The 19301-nt window shown below is 64.2% G+C and carries 17 protein-coding genes and 1 pseudogene; 6 read left to right on the top strand and 12 right to left on the bottom strand.

The genetic code is table 11. The features are described from left to right. Positions 1-90 (top strand): annotated as a pseudogene (locus IVB36_RS19650) (IS5/IS1182 family transposase); the annotation flags it as partial. 12 nt (positions 91-102) lie between these two features. After that, positions 103-1353 (top strand): serine hydrolase, encoded by a 1251-nt coding sequence (locus tag IVB36_RS19655; RefSeq protein ID WP_247392794.1) that lies wholly within the window; start codon positions 103-105, stop codon positions 1351-1353. Between the two features lie 115 nt (positions 1354-1468). On the opposite strand, the gene IVB36_RS19660 is transcribed toward IVB36_RS19655, so the two are convergent. The 8 genes from IVB36_RS19660 to gltX all read right to left on the bottom strand — a co-directional run bounded on the left by IVB36_RS19660 (position 1469) and on the right by gltX (position 10724). After that, positions 1469-2236, bottom strand: a complete 768-nt coding sequence (locus IVB36_RS19660) for an SDR family oxidoreductase (protein ID WP_247392795.1) — start codon at positions 2234-2236, stop codon at positions 1469-1471. Then, positions 2233-3342, bottom strand: a complete 1110-nt coding sequence (locus IVB36_RS19665) for an ATP-binding cassette domain-containing protein (RefSeq protein WP_247296567.1) — start codon at positions 3340-3342, stop codon at positions 2233-2235. Before IVB36_RS19665 ends, IVB36_RS19660 begins: the two co-directional genes overlap by 4 nt. 10 nt (positions 3343-3352) lie before the next feature. Then, positions 3353-4210, bottom strand: coding sequence for a carbohydrate ABC transporter permease (locus IVB36_RS19670; RefSeq protein ID WP_018458097.1), 858 nt, complete (start codon positions 4208-4210; stop codon positions 3353-3355). After that, positions 4203-5126: a sugar ABC transporter permease gene (locus IVB36_RS19675; RefSeq protein WP_247392796.1), complete on the bottom strand. Its 924-nt coding sequence runs from the start codon at positions 5124-5126 to the stop codon at positions 4203-4205. The genes IVB36_RS19670 and IVB36_RS19675 overlap by 8 nt, the downstream gene beginning before the upstream one ends. Next, a complete protein-coding gene (locus IVB36_RS19680) occupies positions 5123-6409 on the bottom strand; it encodes an ABC transporter substrate-binding protein (RefSeq protein WP_085353258.1) in 1287 nt (428 codons plus the stop codon). Before IVB36_RS19680 ends, IVB36_RS19675 begins: the two co-directional genes overlap by 4 nt. Positions 6410-6466: 57 nt before the next feature. Continuing rightward, positions 6467-7645 carry an ROK family transcriptional regulator gene (locus tag IVB36_RS19685; protein WP_247392820.1) on the bottom strand — a complete coding sequence of 393 codons (1179 nt, stop codon included), beginning with the start codon at positions 7643-7645 and terminating at the stop codon, positions 6467-6469. A 177-nt stretch (positions 7646-7822) separates the two neighbouring features. Continuing rightward, positions 7823-9127, bottom strand: coding sequence for a citrate synthase (gene gltA, locus IVB36_RS19690; protein WP_018458093.1), 1305 nt, complete (start codon positions 9125-9127; stop codon positions 7823-7825). 169 nt (positions 9128-9296) lie between these two features. Continuing rightward, positions 9297-10724 (bottom strand): glutamate--tRNA ligase, encoded by a 1428-nt coding sequence (gltX, locus tag IVB36_RS19695; protein WP_085353254.1) that lies wholly within the window; start codon positions 10722-10724, stop codon positions 9297-9299. 166 nt (positions 10725-10890) lie between these two features. Here gltX and IVB36_RS19700 point away from each other — a divergent pair, with 166 nt between their 5' ends. The 4 genes from IVB36_RS19700 to IVB36_RS19715 all read left to right on the top strand — a co-directional run bounded on the left by IVB36_RS19700 (position 10891) and on the right by IVB36_RS19715 (position 15666). Then, complete coding sequence (locus tag IVB36_RS19700) at positions 10891-12567, top strand: glutamine--tRNA ligase/YqeY domain fusion protein (RefSeq protein WP_085395031.1); 1677 nt, start codon at positions 10891-10893, stop codon at positions 12565-12567. Positions 12568-12586: 19 nt separating this feature from the next. Next, entirely contained in the window at positions 12587-12973 is a 387-nt protein-coding gene (locus IVB36_RS19705) for a nuclear transport factor 2 family protein (protein WP_018458090.1), read from the top strand. An 84-nt stretch (positions 12974-13057) separates the two neighbouring features. Next, positions 13058-13291, top strand: a complete 234-nt coding sequence (locus IVB36_RS19710) for a DUF2171 domain-containing protein (RefSeq protein ID WP_007610829.1) — start codon at positions 13058-13060, stop codon at positions 13289-13291. Between the two features lie 95 nt (positions 13292-13386). After that, a complete protein-coding gene (locus IVB36_RS19715) occupies positions 13387-15666 on the top strand; it encodes a ComEC/Rec2 family competence protein (RefSeq protein ID WP_247392797.1) in 2280 nt (759 codons plus the stop codon). Between the two features lie 138 nt (positions 15667-15804). Here IVB36_RS19715 and IVB36_RS19720 read toward each other — a convergent pair whose 3' ends face one another. The 4 genes from IVB36_RS19720 to IVB36_RS19735 form a co-directional block, all read right to left on the bottom strand. Beyond that, entirely contained in the window at positions 15805-16239 is a 435-nt protein-coding gene (locus IVB36_RS19720; protein WP_018458088.1) for a hypothetical protein, read from the bottom strand. A gap of 494 nt (positions 16240-16733) precedes the next feature. Further along, positions 16734-17435: a transcriptional repressor LexA gene (gene lexA, locus IVB36_RS19725; RefSeq protein ID WP_026233499.1), complete on the bottom strand. Its 702-nt coding sequence runs from the start codon at positions 17433-17435 to the stop codon at positions 16734-16736. 176 nt (positions 17436-17611) lie between these two features. Continuing rightward, positions 17612-18823: a gephyrin-like molybdotransferase Glp gene (glp, locus tag IVB36_RS19730; RefSeq protein ID WP_247392798.1), complete on the bottom strand. Its 1212-nt coding sequence runs from the start codon at positions 18821-18823 to the stop codon at positions 17612-17614. Positions 18824-19061: 238 nt separating this feature from the next. After that, complete coding sequence (locus IVB36_RS19735) at positions 19062-19253, bottom strand: hypothetical protein (RefSeq protein WP_026233498.1); 192 nt, start codon at positions 19251-19253, stop codon at positions 19062-19064. Positions 19254-19301: the final 48 nt, after the last annotated feature.

Below are 19301 nucleotides of genomic sequence, written 5' to 3' on the forward strand. Positions count from 1 at the left end.
AGGCGTGTTGCTACTCGCTACGACAAACTTGCCAGAAACTTCTTGGCCGCCGTCCACCTCGCCGCTCTCGTCGCTTATTGGATCAATTGAGTCTGAACCCTAGTGTCCGCCTCGGCTTATGCGGCAAAAATGGTTTGCTCGAATGTGTTCATTGCCGAACGTGATGCGGATGCGGTGATCAAAACCGACCTCGCGTTAACACATCCACGCATTGTCGAACGTCTGAAGATCAACGTCGACACCGCCAACCAGCGTGTCGAGGCGGCATATCGAGGCCTGTTCGCCAAACGCTACGCCCAATATGAGGAAGGACGTGGTTGTACGCTGGTGTCTAAGGACGAAATCCCCGACCGTGCCGAGCCGCCCTCACTGCCCGGAAAGCCTAGTGCGCTCTGGCCGGTCGGCGAGAGTGCTCAATTGTCTGACGACAAACACTTACTGGCGACGCTGAACGATCCGGCTCTCCAGGGGCCGGGCATGCGCGCGATCGTCGTGGTCCAGGACGGGCGCATCATCGGAGAAACCTACGGCGAAGGCTTCAACGCTTCGACGCCCCTCCAGGGCTGGTCGATGACGAAGACCGTGAACGCCGCCTTGGCCGGCATGGCGATCAGGGACGGAAAGCTTTCGCTGGACCGAAAAAATCTGTTTCCGCAGTGGACTGGCGACGCGCGCGCGGACATCTCGGTGGCCGATTTGATGGCCATGACAAGCGGATTGAAATGGAGTGAGGACGGTGACTCTCCCGACCCCGACGGGTTAGAAAATCTCGCACATGATGCGGCGGCTTTCGCGCGGGACCGTCCGCTTGTCGCCCCGCCTGGAACGCAGTTCAACTATTCCGGGGGTTCGTCTGTCCTGTTGGCCCGGGTCTGGCAGAACGCGGTTGGAGCCGACGCGCGAGCGTATCCGCAGGAGCGATTGTTCAAGCCTTGCATGACCAGCGCTGTTCTTGAGGCTGACCCTTCAGGCACATTCCTTGGCGAAGCCTTTCTCTTCGCCAATGCGCATGATTGGGCGCGCTTCGGCGAATTCCTGCGCATGAACGGAGAGTGGAACGGTGCTCAGCTTTTGCCGCCGGGCTTTGTCGATTACATGCGCTCGCCTGTGCCAGCGTCCGATGAGGGACATGGCCCGGTCTACGGTCGCGGACAGCTTTGGTTGGGGCCGGGCCAGGGATTCCAACTCCCTACCGACACGTTCATGTTGCAAGGGCACCTGCGCCAGGTGATTGCGATCATCCCCTCGCGTAAACTGGTGATCCTGCGTATGGGTCTCACGCGGGAAGATATCGGGTACAGCGTCGCGAAACTACTGTACGCGATTGTGGCGGCGCGCCGATCGAATGAATGAGCGATTACTTCCGCTTGTGGCCCAACTCGGACCCAGGGAGAGTTACGCCAACGCGACTGCTATCAAGATACGGAGCGGACCTCTACGAGGCAGCTCGGGTTTGTGAGTACACGCTCTAGCCGAGACCAGCGTCGACCTGAAAACACTGCCGCGTGATGCGCTGGCTGTCGTCCGAGGCGAGGAAAAGCGCCATGTTAGCGATGTCGTCGGGCGTCACCGCGTCGGGAATGGCCTGACGCGTGCGCAGCTCGGCGATCACCTGGTCGTCCGGGTACCACAGCCGGCGCTGACGCTCCGTGATCACCATCCCCGGCGCTATCGCGTTGACGCGGATGCGGTCGGGCCCGAGCGACCGGGCCAGGGAGTTGGTGAAGCCGACGATCGCGGCCTTTGCCGCGGCGTAGACAGGCAGCCCCGGCGCGCCGCGCATCCAGGCAATCGACGACATGTTGATGATCGAACCGCTGCCGCGCGCCTGCATCTGCGGCACCACCGCTTGCGCGGCAAAGAAGACGTGCTTGAGGTTGACGCCGATCATCCAGTCGAATTCGGCCGGCGTCACCTCGGCCAGCACCTGACGCTGATCATTGGCGGCGTTGTTGACGAGGACCGCGGCATCGCCAAGCGATCCCCGGACCTGCGCCATGGCGCCGCGCAAGGCGTCGATGTCGAGGAGATCGCACGGCACGAACAAGGGTACGGTCCCGGCCGCGGCCTTCACTTCCGCGACCAGCGTCCGGCCGGCTGCTTCATCGAGATCCAGGAACGCGACGCGCGCCCCTTGCGCCGCGAACGCCCGCACGAAGGCGGCACCGATGCCGCTGGCGCCACCGGTGATCAACACCACGCGGTCCCTAAGGCCGGCATAGCTCGTTCTTGTCATGCGATCAGTCGCTCCGTCTCGGGGTCGAACAGGCAGATGCGACGCGTGTCGAGCGCGAACGGGGCGGCGGCGCCCGGTGTGGGGCGGATGTCCGGCGTGATGCGCGCCAGCGCAGGCTCGCCGCCAAGCCGCAGCAGCACGATCGTTTCGGCTCCCGTCGGCTCGACCATCTCCACCGGCGCGTTGACGACGACGGGCGGATCGGCGGAGAACACGCGGCTGCCCTCGGCGATGCATTCCGGCCTGATCCCGACCACCACGTCACGGCCGACAAAGGGAGCCGCCGCGTCGTATTGGCCAAGGCGGAGGCGGACCTCGTCCGGCCGTCCCGCGCCGATCACGACCACCGGGCCGCTGGCATCAGCGTCGAGCCGTGCCGGCATCGTGTTCATCGGCGGCGAGCCCATGAAGCGGGCCACGAACAGATTGGCGGGATAGCGATACACGGTATCCGGGTCGGCAAACTGCTGCACCACGCCGCGATGCATCACGGCAATGCGCGTCGCCATCGTCATCGCCTCGATCTGATCGTGTGTGACATAGACGATGGTGGCGCCGATGCGCTGGTGCAGCCGCTTGATCTCCATCCGCATCTCGACGCGCAGCTTGGCGTCGAGATTGGAGAGCGGCTCGTCGAACAGGAAGAGCAGGGGATCGCGCACCAGCGCCCGGCCCATCGCCACACGCTGGCGCTGGCCGCCGGAGAGCTGCGAGGGCTTGCGGCCGAGCAGCGGCTCGATCTGGAGCAGCCTGGCCACATTCGCCAGCGCCTTTTCCTGCTCGGCCTTCGGGACGTGACGGCATTCCATGCCGAAAGTGATGTTCTGGCGCACCGTCATCGACGGATAGAGCGCGTAGGACTGGAACACCATCGCGATGTCGCGGTCCTTCGGCGGAATGTCGTTGACGATACGTCCGCCGATTTCCACGGTGCCTGCGCTCGGGAGGTCGAGCCCAGCGATGATGTTGAGCAGCGTGGACTTGCCGCAGCCGGATGGGCCAACGAGCACGGTGAATTCACCGCTCTCGATGTCGAGATCGATGCCCTTCAGCACCTCCAGATTGGCGTAGCGCTTGGACAGGGAGCGAATGCTTAGGGCTGCCATGACGATCCGATCATTTCACGGCCCCGGCGGTGAGGCCGCGCACGAAATACTTGCCGCCGATCAGATAGATCAGCAGGGTCGGCAGGGCGGCGATCATCACCGCAGCGCTCTGCACGCCATGCTGCGGGATGTCGGCGACCGCGGCGGATAGCGCGATCAGCGCGGCGGTGACCGGCTGCTGCTGACCAGTCGTGAATGTCACGCCGTAGAGAAATTCGTTCCAGATATGCGTGAACTGCCAGATCACGGTGACGACCAGAATAGGCGGCGAGAGCGGCAGGATGATGCGCCAGAAAATACGAAAGAACCCTGCGCCATCGATGCGCGCAGCTCTTATCAGATCCTGCGGGATGGCAGTGTAGTAGTTTCGGCAGAACAAGACGGTAAAGGAGAGCCCCTGGATCGTGTGGATCACGACCAGGCCCGTGAGCGTGTTCATCAGGCCCGTATCGCGCAACACGATGGTCCAGGGAAGCAAGCGCATCTGCTGGGGAAGGAAGAGGCCGAGGGTCACGATGCCGTAGATCCAGTTATCGCCGCGAAAACGCCAGAGCGACACAGCGTAACCGGCGACAGCACCGAGCAGAGTCGAGAAAATCGTCGCGGGAATCGTGACGAGCGCGGAGTTCAGCATGTACGGCCGGATGCCGGCGCAGGTCTCGGCGACGCAGAAACCGCTCCAGGCCGCGGCGTAGTTGCTCCATGCCCATTGCTTCGGCCAGCCGATCATCGACGCCTGCGCGATCTCCTCGTTGGTGCGGAGCGAGTTCAGCACGACAACAACCAATGGCGCGAGCCATGCTGCAGCGATCAGCGAGACGACGAGATAGATCAGAATCCGGCTTGGCGCGATGGTTCGCTCACGCATGGATCGCCCGCCGCCGCTGGACATAACGCCACGCTGCATAGGGCAGCAAAACCGCAAGAAGAATGAGCAACATGAGCACTGCCGCCGCCGCTCCGCGTCCGAGCAGGCTGCGCTGGAACATCAGGTCATAGACGACGAGGGCCGGCAGCTGGGTGGCGATCCCGGGTCCGCCATTGGTGAGCGCGCGGACGAGGTCGAAGGTCGAAATCGCGAACTGCAGCTGGATGACGATGACGGTGATGGTGATCGGCCAAAGGGTCGGCAGGATGACACGCCGGTACATTCGGATCGGTCCGGCGCCGTCGATCTGCGCGGCCTTGATCAGGTCGGCGTCGACGGAGCGGAGGCCGGCGAGGAACAGCGCCATGGCGAAACCGGACGATTGCCAGATCGCAGCGATGACAATGGTCCAAATGGCCATGTCGCGGTCGATCAGCCAGTCGAACCGGAAGGAGGTCCAGCCGAGGTCGCGGACCAGCTTCTGGATCCCGAGGCCGGGATTGAGCAGCCAACTCCAGACCGTGCCGGTGACCACGAATGACACCGCCAGAGGATAGAGGAAGATGGACCGCAGCAGGTTCTCGCCGCGAATGCGCTGATCGAGCAGGATCGCAAGGATGAGACCGGTCGCCAGGCTCAGCAACACGAAGGCGCTGCCAAACAGCAGCAGATTGTCCAAGGCAATCTGCCAGTTCCGCGATGCGGCGACCGCAGAATAGTTGCGCAAGCCGACCCAGCCCGAGACCGGGACCAGAGTGGACGGCGTGAACGATATCCAGATCGTCCACAGCATAAACGCAATGAGATGCGCGGCGGACAACAGCAGCGGCACCCAGATCGTCAGATATTCAGGCAGCCGGCGTACCCAGCCAGAGGCCGCCGGCCGGCCCGGTGTTGTCGAGACGGCGATCGTCAACGTGAGCTCTCGACGGCTTCGGCGAGGCGTATGGCCGCTTGCTCCGGCTTGATCGTCTTGTTCTTCACGTACTCCGTGATCACGTCGATCATCGCTGCGGTCATGCCGTTTTCCTGCGCCATGTTGTGCGCAAGGCTGAGGACGGCCTGATTGCTGGCAATCGCGTCTTTCAGGGCTGCTGCGGTCCGCCGTTGCCCGTCCGACCAGCCTTCGCCGGAGAGATCGACATCGGTGCGTACGGGGATCGATCCCGTGATCTGCGAATACATAGTCTGGATCGCCGGATCCATGACGAGCTGGGCCATCAGCGTCTGGCCGGCCTGCAGGTCGGGCTCCTTGCGCTGCCAGAATATGAAGGCATCGGCGTTCAACAGGAAGACCGGCTTGCTATTGTCGCTCGGGCCCGGGGCGATGATGAAGTCCTCGAACTTGAAGCCGGCGTTGCGCAAGACGCCCTGCGCCCACCCGCCCATGATCATCATCCCCATGTCGCCGTCGACAAAGCGCTTCAAGTTGGTCGAAAAGTGCTGGGCGCCGACGTTGGGGTCCATCCAGTCGGCAATCTTGCGCACCTGTACGAAGGCAGCCTTTATCTCGGGGCCCTCCAGGGCCTTCTTGTCGAGATTCATGATGGCTGCGCGGTAAGCGGTGGGGCTGATGCCCGCCAAAGCGGCCTCGAATTTCTGGCCGTCGTCCGGGCGGGTGCCACCGTTGGCGATGGGATAGGGGACGCCGCCTGCTTTCATCTTCTCGGCGAGGTCGTTGAACTCAGCCCATGTGACGGGGACCTTGTCGGCCTTGGCCTTGTCCATCGCGCGTTTGGAGAGAAACAGCATGTTGGTGCTGTAGATCTGCAACGGCAGTGCAATCCACTTGCCCCCCGGCTTGTGCAATTTTGCAAGATCCGGAGCGACAACCTTTTCGTAGCCGGCGGCAGCGACGACGGCATCGAGATCGACGGTTGGGGCAATCTTGGACCAGGCCGCGATCTCGGGACCTTTGAGCTGCGAGCAGGCCGGCGGATCGCCGGCCATGATCTGGGCACGCAGCTTGTTCATCATCTCGGTGGTGAAGCCGGGGACGGGCGAGTGCTGCCAAACCCCGCCTTTCTCCTCGAATTTCTTGCCGAGTGCCGTGATGGCCGCCCCATCGCTACCTGCGGACCATTGCGAGATCGCAGTCAGACGCGGCTTGATCGCGCCTTGCGCGCGGGCGAATGCCGGCAGCGCGAGCGCGGCCGCAGATCCGGCGAGCAGTTGGCGCCTTGTTGTCGTGATCGGCATGGCAATTTCCTCCCGGTGTGAACTCTTTCGCGCGAGAGCCGCGCGGCATCAGGTACGTCAGGCGGCCTCGGCCGATGCGGCCGGCATGCCGCCGCGGCAAGCGAGGCAGAAAGACGCGAATGCCAGCGCCGCCCGCGGATCGTTGCCGTTCGACGGCGGCACGAAAGCGAGCGACACTTGCGCGTGTTTGCGGCCGCCCAACAGGCTGGCGTCGATCCCCTCGACGAGCGCGTTGCGATCGTCCTCGGTGAGGAGCGACGGCCAGCCGCTGATCGCGACGCCCTTGCATGGCTTCACGTTCAGCGTATTGCCGATCGCAAGGCCAAGCCGGAACAGCCGCCGGCGCAATTCCTGCCGCACGCGCGACGAGAGCGGCATCGCGGTCACCCACTCGCTGCCGAGCTCAAGCAACTCGGCTTCCGCGACGCCAAGAAGCTCGGCCAAAGCGGGAAGCGACGTATAAGCCTCGACGCAGCCATGATGACCGCAGCGGCAAATTGGTCCGTCGGCTCCGAACACCATGTGGCCGAGCTCGACCGGCTGGGGGACATCGTCCTCGACCGCGTCATCCATCCAGGTGCCCGCGACGCCCTGACCGACGAAGACGAAGAGATGCGCGCCGCTGAATGGATAATGCTCCGTGCGGCAACGGTGAAAGATGGCGTGCGCGACGACCGAATTGGTGAACTCGACCCGCACGCCGGGAAGCGTCTCGCCGAACATCTCGCTGATCCGCCCGACATCGCAGGGAATGATCGGATTGCCTGACGCGCCCAGCCGGCCGAGACCCGGAATCGAGACGCCGATCTGTGCGAGGGGGATACGTCGACGCCGCGTCCACTCGCGCAGCAATGTCATCGCTTCGCGAAACGCCCGGCCGACCGTCGCGACGGTCGGCGTCTTCGGCAGCGGCACATGCCCGGTGTAGTGCAGTTCGCCCGACAGGCCCCCGACCCCGACGCTGAGCCGCTGAGTGGTCAGCTCGAACGCCGCGAGCGCCACCGCCTTATCGAGCGACACGAGACCCGTGGGGCCACCGACATAAGGGGCAGGGCGCCGCACTTCCTCGATCAGGCCTTCGGCCTTCAGATCGAACAGGATGCGCGACAGGCTCGCTTCCGACAGGCGCACGGCCTTGGCCAGCGGCGGGCGAAACGACGCGCCTGACTGAAGCAGATGAATCAAAATGGCAGCACGCGTCTGCCGCCGACTTCTCGGCTGCTCCGGCATTTCCATCCCTGTCGTCATTCTTACTTAGAGTAAGAATTTGCGCGCGAAGCGTCTCAACGTCAAGCGTCGGCCGAGGCATTGCGCTGACTTGTTGTTGTGCGCGGCAGCAAGATTGTCTCAGCGCAAACAAAAGCGGCGCCATCTTGTGATGGCGCCGCTTCGAAAGCCGTGATGGGCTCGACCTTACTTCCGGTTGTTGATCGCGACGTAGTCGCGGCGGGTGACGCCGGTGTAGAGCTGGCGCGGACGGCCGATCTTCTGCTGCGGATCCTCGATCATCTCGCTCCACTGGCTGATCCAGCCGACGGTGCGGGCGACCGCGAACAGCACGGTGAACATCGAGACCGGGAAGCCCATCGCCTTCAGCGTGATGCCCGAATAGAAGTCGACGTTCGGGTAGAGCTTGCGGTCGATGAAGTACTGGTCGCTGAGCGCGATCTTCTCGAGCTCGAGCGCCACCTTCAGCATCGGATCGTCGCCATGGCCGGTCTCCTTGAGCACGGCGTGACACATCTTCTGCATGATCTTGGCGCGCGGATCGTAGTTCTTGTAGACGCGGTGACCGAAGCCCATCAGGCGGACTTCAGAGTTCTTGTCCTTCACCTTGGCGATGAACTCGGGGATCTTGTCGACCGAGCCGATCTCGGCGAGCATCGCGAGCGCTGCTTCGTTGGCGCCGCCATGGGCCGGGCCCCACAGGCAGGCGATGCCGGCCGCGATGCAGGCGAACGGGTTGGCGCCGGAGGAGCCGGCGATACGCACGGTCGAGGTCGAGGCGTTCTGCTCGTGGTCGGCGTGCAGGATGAAGATCTTGTCCAGCGCGTCAGCCAGCACCGGGTTGATCTTGTAGTCCTCGCACGGCACGGCAAAGCACATGTGCAGGAAGTTCTCGGCGAACTTCAGCGAGTTTTTCGGATACACGAAGGGCTGGCCGACCGTGTATTTGTAGGCCATCGCAGCCAGCGTCGGGATCTTGGCGATCATGCGCATGGAGGCGATCATGCGCTGCTTCGGATCGTTGATGTCGGTTGAGTCGTGATAGAACGCGGCGAGCGCGCCGACAGCCGCTACCATGATCGCCATCGGATGGGCGTCGCGGCGGAAGCCCTGGAAGAAGCGGGCCATCTGCTCGTGCACCATCGTGTGATGGATCACGCGGTCGTCGAAATCCTTCTTCTGCGCGGCGGTCGGAAGCTCCCCGAACAGCAGCAGATAGCAGGTCTCGAGGAAGTCGCCATTCTCGGCGAGCTGTTCGATCGGATAGCCGCGGTATTCCAGCACGCCCGCGTCACCGTCGATATAGGTGATCTTGGACTGGCAGCTCGCGGTCGAGGTAAAGCCCGGATCGTAGGTGAACAGGCCGGACTGGCCGTAGAGCTTGCCGATATCGATGACGTCGGGCCCGACGCTGCCGCTGTGGATCGGAAGATCGAAATTCTTGTTTCCGACCGTCAGTGTGGCGGTCTTATTGCTTGGTTTGGCGTCCATCAGAGGTCCCCGATGTATGGTGAAACGGGCCGGACCCGGAGGCCCCGATGAGATATCGCGGGGCAGGCCGGATGTTCCAGAAGGTACGGGTGAGATGGGTATATTATTGCTGTGTGCGCTGCAAGATGGCGCCACGCATGGTCGACTTACGTCGTAGGCTGGCCCTCAGCTAGTCCTTAGCCTGATCCTTAAGCCGGCCCTGGCTTTCCTGGCGTCCCAGGACGTCCAAAACCTCGAATATGCCGGGCGACGTCGTCCGACCGGTCAGCGCGGCCCGCAGCGGCTGGGCGACCGCGCCGAGCTTGAGACTATTTTCCTCGGCAAAGGCGCGCAGCGCGGCTTCCGCATTGGCCGCGCTCCACGTCTCGACTTTCTCCAGCGCGGAATGAAGCTGGCCGATCAGCTTGCGGTTCTCAGGCGTCAGCAGCGCCGCCGCCTTCGGGTCAAGCTCCAGCGGCCGGTCCGCGAAAATGAAATAGGCGCTGTCGATCAGCTCGATCAGCGTCTTGGCGCGCTCCTTCAGGGCCGGCATGGCCTTCAGGAGCTGCGCGCGCGTGGTGTCGTTTAACTTGGCCTTAAGCTCGTCGCGGCTGGGCACGACGTGGTCGAGCACGTCCTCGAACATCTTCACGAGTGATTGATCGTCGGCATTGCGGATGTAGTGGCCGTTGAGGTTTTCCAGCTTGGCAAAATCGAAGCGCGCTGCTGCGCGGCCGACGCTGGCAAGATCGAACGCCGCGATCATCTCCTCCGTCGAGAAGATTTCCTGGTCGCCATGGCTCCAGCCGAGCCGGACGAGATAGTTGCGGAGCGCGGACGGGAGGTACCCCATGGCGCGGTAGGCATCGACGCCAAGCGCGCCGTGCCTCTTGGAGAGCTTTGAGCCGTCCGGGCCATGAATCAGGGGGATGTGGGACATGCTCGGCAGCGTCCAGCCCATCGCGTCGTAGATCTGCTTTTGGCGGGCCGCGTTGATCAAATGGTCGTCGCCGCGGATGACGTGGGTGACGCCCATGTCGTGATCGTCGACCACCACAGCGAGCATGTAGGTCGGGTTGCCATCGCCGCGCAGCAGGACGAGGTCATCCAGATTCTCGTTCTGCCAGACCACGCGGCCCTGGACCTGGTCCTCGATCACGGTCTCGCCGGTCTGGGGCGCACGGAGCCGGATGGTGGGCTTTACGTCGGTCGGGGCCGTCGCCGGATCGCGGTCGCGCCACAGGCCGTCATAGAGGCGCGTGCGCCCCTCTGCGCGCGCCTTCTCGCGCATCGCGGTGAGCTCCTCGGCGGTGGCGTAGCAGCGATAGGCCTTGCCGTCGGCGAGCAGCTGCTCGGCGACCTCGCGGTGGCGGGCGGCGCGGCTGAACTGGTAGATGACGTCGCCATCCCAGCCGAGCTCCAGCCATTTCAGGCCGTCGAGGATGGCGCCGATCGCGGCCTCGGTGGAGCGCTCCCGGTCGGTGTCCTCGATCCGGAGCAGCATCTTGCCGCCGTGCTTCTTCGCATAGAGCCAGTTGAACAGCGCCGTGCGCGCGCCCCCGATATGGAGGAAGCCGGTCGGCGAAGGAGCGAAACGGGTGACGACGGGAGAGGTCATTCTTGGCAGGGCCTATGCATTGGAGGCGCTGGTATATAACAGGACCGGAGCATAACTAAAGCCCGGCAGCGGACCGCCAGGGGTTGCTTGAGACCTTGCTTAAGCCCTTGGCTCAGCCAAGGGAATTTGGCAGAAGGGCCGCTGATTTCCCTACAGGATTTTCGTAATGACAGAACCGGTGGCGAACGAGGTTGGGCGCGATTTCATTCGTGACATCATCCAGGCCGACCTCGAGGAGGCCAAATACAAGGAGATCGTGACCCGGTTCCCGCCGGAGCCGAACGGTTATCTCCATATCGGCCACGCCAAGTCGATCGCGCTCAATTTCGGCATCGCCCAAGAGTTTCCGGGCCGTTGCCATCTGCGCTTCGACGACACCAATCCGGTCAAGGAAGAGCAGGAATATATCGATTCCATCCAGGCCGACGTGCGCTGGCTCGGCTTCGACTGGGGCAAGAACCTGTTCTTCGCTTCGGACTATTTCGACCGCCTCTACGAATGGGCGGAGCAGCTGATCCGCGACGGGCTCGCCTATGTCGATGACCAGACCCAGGAGCAGATTCGTCTTGCGCGCGGCACGCTGACCGAGCCCGGCAAGAACTCGCCGTTCCGCGATCGCACCGTGGATGAAAACCTCGACCTGTTCCGTCGCATGAAGGCGGGCGAATTCCCGAACGGCGCGCGCGTGCTGCGGGCCAAGATCGACATGGGTGCGGGCAACATCAATCTGCGCGACCCCGTGCTGTACCGCATCCTGCATGCGCACCATCCGCGCACCGGGACCAAATGGAGCATCTATCCAAGCTACGACTATGCCCACGGCCAATCGGACGCCATCGAAGGCATCACGCACTCGATCTGCACGCTGGAGTTCGAGGACCATCGGCCGCTCTACGACTGGTTCATCGAGAAGCTGCCGGTGCCCTCGAAGCCGCACCAGTACGAATTCGCGCGGCTGAACCTGACCTACACGCTGCTGTCCAAGCGTGTGCTGACCCAGCTCGTCCGCGAGGGCCATGTCGCGGGCTGGGACGACCCGCGCATGCCCACCATGGCGGGCATGCGCCGCCGCGGCGTGCCGCCGGCCGCGCTTCGCGAATTCGTCAAGCGCATCGGCGTTGCGAAAGCCAATAGCGTGGTCGACGTCGGCATGCTGGAATTCTGCATCCGCGAGGAATTGAACCGCACGTCGCAGCGGCGCATGGCGGTGCTTAAGCCGCTCAAGATCGTGATCGAGAATTATCCCGAGGGGCAGACCGAGGAGCTCGAGGCGATCAACCATCCGGATGATCCCTCCGCCGGCACCCGCAAGATCACGTTCGGCCGTGAGCTCTATATCGAGCAGGACGACTTCATGGAGAACCCGCCGAAAAAGTTCTTCCGTCTGTCGCCGGGCAACGAGGTGCGGCTGCGCTACGCCTATTTCGTCAAGTGCACCGGCGTGATCAAGAACGATGCCGGCGAGGTGGTGGAGCTGCGCTGCACCTACGATCCCGCGACCAAGGGCGGCAACGCGCCCGATGGCCGCAAGGTCAAGGCCACCATGCACTGGCTGCCGGCGGCGACATCCGTGCCCGCGGAAATCCGCATCTACAATCAGCTGTTTGCCAAACCGAGCCCGGACGCCTCGAACTTCGCCGCCGACCTCAATCCGCAGTCACTGGAAATTCTCGCTAATGCCCGCGTCGAGGCATCGGTCGCGGAAAGCAATTCGACCGAGCCGATGCAGTTCGAGCGCCAGGGCTATTTCGTGCGCGACAAGGACTCGACGTCCGACAGACCGGTATTTTCCAGGACTATCGGTCTGCGCGACACGTTCGCGAAGGAAGTTGCCAAAGGCTGAAAAGAGCTGCGAGACCACAATGAGCAACGAAGCCGACGCTATCGTTTCCGGCATCATCGCGAAATGGCGCGCCGGCTTCGCCACGCTCGATGCGGCCGCGCTCTCATCGCTCTATGCGAGGAATGCCTTCTTCTTCGGCTCCAACCCAAAGCTCTACCGGGGCAGGGCCGGCGTCGCAGACTATTTCAACGGCCTGCCGCGCTGGCGCAAGCCGAGCGCGGTGTTTTCCGAGGTGACGGCGGCGCAGGCAGGTCCTGATCTGATCAATATGGCCGCGACCATCTCGTTCGATCTCGCCGGCGAACGCCCCGATTTCTCGGTCAAGATGAGCTGGGTCATCATGCGCGAGGACGGCGAGTGGAAGATCGTCAATCACCATGCTTCGTCGCAGGCGCCGCTGATCTGACGAGCGGGCACACGGCTTCGTCATTCTCGTGAGAGAACGAACGTGCTCCCCGCGCGTTGGGGTGGGTCCAACAAGGAACCCACCATGCAGAACATCGCAGAGCATATGGAAGTGATCGGCGCCGACGGCGTCCACATCGGCACCGTCGACAAGGTCGAAGGCAATCGCATCAAGCTGACCAAGAAGGACAGCGGCGAGGGCAGCCACAAGGGCCATCATCACTTCATCGACAAGGGCCTCGTCGCCGATATCGAGGGCAACAAGGTCAGGCTGTCGGCCAAGGCGGATGTGGCCGTGACGATGGAAGAGGAAAAGTAGCGGCCGCGCCCCTTCGTTCCTGATCCGTACCGCTATCCGCCCACCTGCACGTTCCGGTAGCTTCTGGCTTCGTTGCGTATCATCGAGTGCAGGGAATGGCGGAGCCGGGCCGGCCGGTACGATCGCAGGGGATCGCGGGGACGTGGCCCGCGGGCCGCGCCGCGTCCGCGGGCGGCCTCGCGCCTGCAGGCCTCGACCTCTGGACATCGCTGGCCGAGACCCTCCGCGCCTGGCTGCGCGCCGAGGCGGGCGCCGGGCGGCTGTTGCCGTGGGTGCCCGTCGCGTTTGGCTGCGGCATCGCGCTTTATTTCTCTGCCGATCATGAGCCGGTGCTGTGGGTCGTTGCCACGACCGCCATCGCGCTCCTGCTTGGCGCGGCTCTGTTGCGGCGGAGCCGGCTGTTCGCCCCGGCCATCATGATCGCGGCGGTCGCGGCCGGCTTTGCCGTCGCAACCTGGAAGACGGCGCGCATCGTCCACCCGGTGCTGGCAAGGGCGCTCTATTCGGTGTCGTTGTCGGGCTTCGTCGAGGCTCGCGACATCCGCGAGCGTACCGATCGTTTCGTGCTGCGCGTCACGGCGATGGAGGCGCAGCGCAGCGACGTCAGGCTCGAGCGCGTGCGCCTGTCGGTCCGCAAGGGCACCGCGCCGGAGGTCGGTAGCTTCGTTCAGCTGAAGGCACGGCTGATGCCGCCACTCGCGCCGGTGCGGCCCGGCAGCTACGACTTTTCGCGTGACATGTTCTTCCAGGGCATCGGCGCCTCCGGCTTCGCGATGGGCGCCATCACGGTGGCGTCGCCGCCTGAGACCGGCGGCTTACGGCTGCGTTACGCGGCCTTCATGCAAGGCCTGCGCGATGCGATCGATGCCCGCATCCGGGCGACGCTCGACGGCGACAATCGGGCGATCGCGACCGCGCTGCTCACCGGGCGGCGCGATGCGATCACCACGCCCGTCAACGATGCGATGTTCATCTCCGGCCTCGGCCACGTGCTCTCGATCTCCGGTTATCACATGGCCGTCGTTGCCGGCGTCGTGTTCTTCGCGGTGCGCGCGCTGCTCGCTCTGATCCCCGGACTGGCAGCCGGCTTCGCCATCAAGAAATGGTCGGCCGCCGCCGCGCTGGTCGCCGCTGCGTTCTACCTGCTGCTGTCGGGCGCGGAGGTCGCCACGCAAAGGTCGTTCTTCATGACGGCGGTGGTGCTGATCGCGGTGATGGTCGATCGCCGCGCCATCACCTTCCGCACGCTTGCTGTGGCTGCGCTGATCGTGCTGGCGGTCGCGCCGGAAGCGCTGGTGCATCCGAGTTTTCAGATGTCGTTTGCGGCAACGCTCGGCTTGGTCGCACTGGTGCAAATCGGCATGCCCAATTTGTTTGCCTCGCCGGACAATTCGGCGACTGCGCGCATTGCGATGTGGGGTGGGCGCGAGATTGCGATGCTGTTCATGGCTTCGCTGATTGCGGGACTTGCGACCACGCCCTATGCCGCCTTTCATTTCCACCGTGTCACGCCGTTCGGCGTGCTCGCCAATCTCGGCGCGATGCCCGTGGTCTCTGCGCTGGTGATGCCGGCGGGGCTGTTGGGGCTGCTTGCTGCGCCGTTCGGGCTGGACAGCGTGTTCTGGTGGCTGATGGGGATTGGCATCGAGTGGATGGTCGCGGTCTCGCGCTGGGTCGCGGCCTTGCCGGGCGCGGTGGGCCGCATCCCGGCGTTCGGGATCGCGCCGCTGATCGCGGCGAGCCTGGGAATCATTGTGCTCGGCTTGTTGCGCACGCCGCTGCGCTGGTCCGGCGCCCTGGTGCTGCTGGCAGCGATCCTCTGGGGACTGTCGGCGCGGCAGCCCGACATCCTGATTGCCGGGGATGGCGCGAGCGTCGCGGTGCGGGGCAGGGACGGATATCTGCACCTGATCAGGACGAACAAGGACGGCTTTCTGCTCAAGGAATGGCTCGCTGCCGACGCCGATCCGCGCGATGCGGGCAGAGCCTCGCTTGCCGATGGCGTGTCCTGCGACGAATCCGGCTGCGTGACGCCACTGGCCGACGGGAGGCTGGTCGCGCTGGCACTGCGCGTCGACGCTCTCGCAGACGATTGCAGTCGGGCCGCCCTGGTGGTGACGACTCGTCCCGCGCCGCCCGATTGCGCGGCGATGGTGGTCGATCGGCAGCGGCTCGCCAGCCAGAGCGCGCTGGCGCTGACGCAGCGTGGTGACGGTTTTGTGGTTCAGGCAGTGAGGGCGAGAGGCACGAGCCGCCCCTGGTTGCCGGCCGGCGCCGGCGAGGGTGATTTCGACGGCAGCCTCGCGCCAAAGTCGACCGCGCCTCGCATCAAGGACGCAACGCCGGCGGACACCGACCTGCAAGCCGACGATTGATCTGATGGTGCGGAGCAACGCAGTGGTTCGGTGCGTCCGTTCGGATTCGCGGGGCGCAAACCACACCATCTCGCCGGCCACGGCCGGCGATGGCGATTCAATCCTGACCTCCGACCTCGTAGCCGGAGGGCGGCTCTGTCAGCCGATCGGCAGGTGCGTGACGGTCGGCTGCCTGTCGGCGGTGATCTGCGCCTTGTGCTCGCGCTCGGTGACCGACTGAGTCACCGGCAGTTGCAGCACCGTCGCGCGCTGGCCTTCGACGAGCTGCGTCACCAGCACGTATTTGCCGTCGGGGAATTCGATCGCATCATGATGGCGGTCGGGAACGTGCGGATCGATCTTGCCGAACTTGCCGACGCGGGAATTGATGGTGCGCGTCCAGATCCAGCGATTGTCGTAGCGGACGTCGTCGGCGAAGGCGAGCTCCGTCCCCGGCAGCAGGCAGACGGCGACGGACGGATCGGCTGCAGAGGCGAAGCCGCGCGTCGAGGTGCCGCGGAAGCTTGTCGTGACGATCGTCTCGCCGACTTCGGCGGGGCGCGACGCGACGGCATGTAGGCTGTAGTCACACATCGGGTGCTCCTCATGCTGGGATAGCAACCCGCGTCTCTTATCGAGGCGCAGGCCTCTATCAGAGTGGAAGCACGAACGCTGTGCTTGGTTGTGGGCAAATCTGCGGCTGGCTTCCGCAAGCCGCGATCACATTATCTTTCCCGAATTCAATAGGAACAAAGCTCGCCGCGATGCATTCGGGAGGCGCGTACGCGAACATTGCCAACTTGGCTGCAACGGCCGAACTTGACCGCTGGTCGCTGTTTCCTCGAACAACCGAGCCGCGAAGCGGTGCTGCTTGAAGCGGTGCTGCTTCGTCGGCGTGGCGAGGAGCCAGCGTTGGAGGAGGGGCCGGATAGTCTGTGCAGAACCAGAAAGGCTATCCAGCCGGAGCGGACGATGATCCGCTCCAATCTCTGACCGGCGATGCCGATCGGAAGCGCGCGAGGCGCCAAGCACCTCCGGCATGAAGTGCTTCCGATATGAAGTACTGCCGATAGAAAGGACTCCCGGTATCAGTACTTCCGGTAAAGCCCGATCAGCTTGCCCTGAATCTTCACCCGGTTGGGCGGCAGGATGCGGACCTCATAGGCCGCGTTGGCGGGCTCGAGCGCGATCGAGGCGCCGCGACGGCGGAAGCGCTTCAGCGTCGCTTCCTCGTCGTCGATCAGCGCCACCACGATGTCGCCGGTATCGGCGCTCTCGTTGCGCTGGATCAGGGCCATGTCGCCGTCGAGAATGCCGGCTTCGACCATCGAGTCGCCGCGCACTTCCAGCGCGTAATGCTCGCCCGAGCCGAGCATGTCAGGCGGTACGCTGATAGTATGGCTGCGGGTCTGCAACGCCTCGATCGGCGTGCCGGCCGCGATGCGGCCCATCACCGGCACCGCGACGGGACGTTCGCCCTCGTCAGCGGGCAGGCTCGCGCTCGCACGCACCTTGCCGAGATTGCCCTCGATGACGCTCGGCGTGAAGCCGCGGCGGCTGCCAGCGGCTGCCTGGAGCTCCGGCAGCTTGATGACTTCAATCGCACGGGCGCGGTTGGGCAGGCGTCGGATGAAGCCACGCTCCTCGAGCGCCGTGATCAGGCGATGGATGCCCGACTTCGAGCGCAGATCGAGCGCATCCTTCATCTCGTCGAAGGAGGGCGGCACGCCGCTTTCCTTCAGACGTTCACTGATGAACCGCAGAAGCTCGTATTGTTTGCGCGTTAACATCTCGACCAAAGTCCCCCGGTTGATGTCGTCCGATTCCGAGACGCTGAATTCGGCCATAAGCCGCTGCATGCTCGAAACAAATCATGAACAGACACTATATGTTCGATACATGTTCCGCAACTGCTTAATTTACGGTGAACAGAGCAAAGTGCGCGGAACGCGCGTTGCGGGGGCGCTCAGACGGGGAGCCGCAACACTTCGCAAGCCGTGCCGGCTTCGGCCTTCGGCGCGAATGGTGCGCGGACGAGAAGTACCTGTGCTGCAGCGAGATTCGCAAGCAGCGAAGAGTCCTGATGATTGACGGGAACAACGACGCGTGTGCCATCGTCACGCTCCTCAAGATGCGCGCGCAGATAGTCCTCGCGCTGGTCGTTGGCGCCGACGTCGCGGCCGAGCACGGCGCGTTCACGGCGATGGTGAATCACTGAACGGCCCGACAGGGCGCGAATCAGCGGCACCATGAACAGGAAAGCGCACACGTAGGACGATACGGGATTGCCCGGCAGGCCGATCACACCCATTGCGCCGAGTCGCCCGTGCATCATCGGCTTGCCTGGCCGCATCGCGATCTTCCAGAACGCCATCGCGATGCCTTCGTCCCGCAGTGCCTGCTGGACCAGATCGTGGTCGCCGACCGATGCGCCGCCGGTCGTGATCAGGACGTCGGCGCCGCTCTCGCGGGCGCGGCGGATGCCGGCGGTGGTGGCCTCGAGCGTGTCGGCGGCAATACCGAGGTCGATGGTCTCGGCGCCCTCGCTGCGGGCGAGCGCGTGCAGGGCGTAGCCGTTGGAATAGACGATCTGGCCGTGGCCGGGCGTGGTGCCCGGCATCACCAGCTCGTCGCCGGTGGCGAGAATCGCGACCTTCGAACGCCTGACAACGGCAAGGTGCGGATGATTCATCCCGGCGGCGAGCGCGAGGTCTCGCTCGGTCAGACGGCTTCCCTTGCGCAGGAGCACGTCGCCCTCGCGGAAATCGACGCCGGCGGGGCGGATGTGCCGGCCGGCGATCGCGGCTTCCTTGATCGTGATGCGCTTGCCGGCGGCGACCGTGTCCTCCTGGATCACGACGGCGTCCGCGCCAAAGGGAATGACGCCGCCGGTGAAGATCCGCACGGCCTCGCCGGCTCCGACCGTCCCCTCGAACGGTCGGCCCGCTGCGACTTCGCCGATGACGGTGAGCTCCGAATCGATCGTCGCGGCATCGGCCGCGCGCACCGCGTAGCCGTCCATCGCCGACATCGCTTGCGGCGGCTGCGTGCGCCGCGCCAAGACGTCACGCGCGAGCACGCGATGGTAGGCCTCGTCGAGGGAAATCATTTCTTCCGGCAGCGGCTCTGCACCCGCCAGCACCGCGGCAAGCGCGTCGGAAACCGGCATCAAGGCCACGGCGAAAACTCCTGCTCGGCACGTTCGGGCGAATGTTCCGCATGTCTTCTAGCCGAGCGCAGGCGCAGAGGCAAAAGCGGCTGAGCAGGCACAGTCATCCCGCCCCTTCACATTGTTCCGGAAGACAGGATCAAGCGCGTCGCGGCATGATCCGAAGGAGGTCACAGATCGGCAGGAGAGTGGTCATGGAAGCGACGAAAATCATGGCAAGGGGAGAACGCGCCATGGCCTGAATCGATCAGCTCCCTGCCTGCCCGGGAGTTACGTCGGGCGCCTTGGATCCCTGATCCTTGTCGGGCAGCGGGTCGGCTTGGGATTTCAGGTCGGCGGCCTTGCTCACAAGCTTGGCGGAAAGGTCCGAATCTGAAGTTGTCCTCGCGAATTCAAGAAGAAGAGAGGCCTGCTTGGTGAGGTAGGTTTTGCCCAGCAAGATGATGCATCCGTCCGTAGAAGTCCCAACGGACTCTAAGAGTCCGGA

The sequence above is a fragment of the Bradyrhizobium sp. 35 genome, assembly GCF_023073215.1.
In the GTDB taxonomy this organism is placed as follows: Bacteria; Pseudomonadota; Alphaproteobacteria; order Rhizobiales; family Xanthobacteraceae; genus Bradyrhizobium; species Bradyrhizobium canariense_D.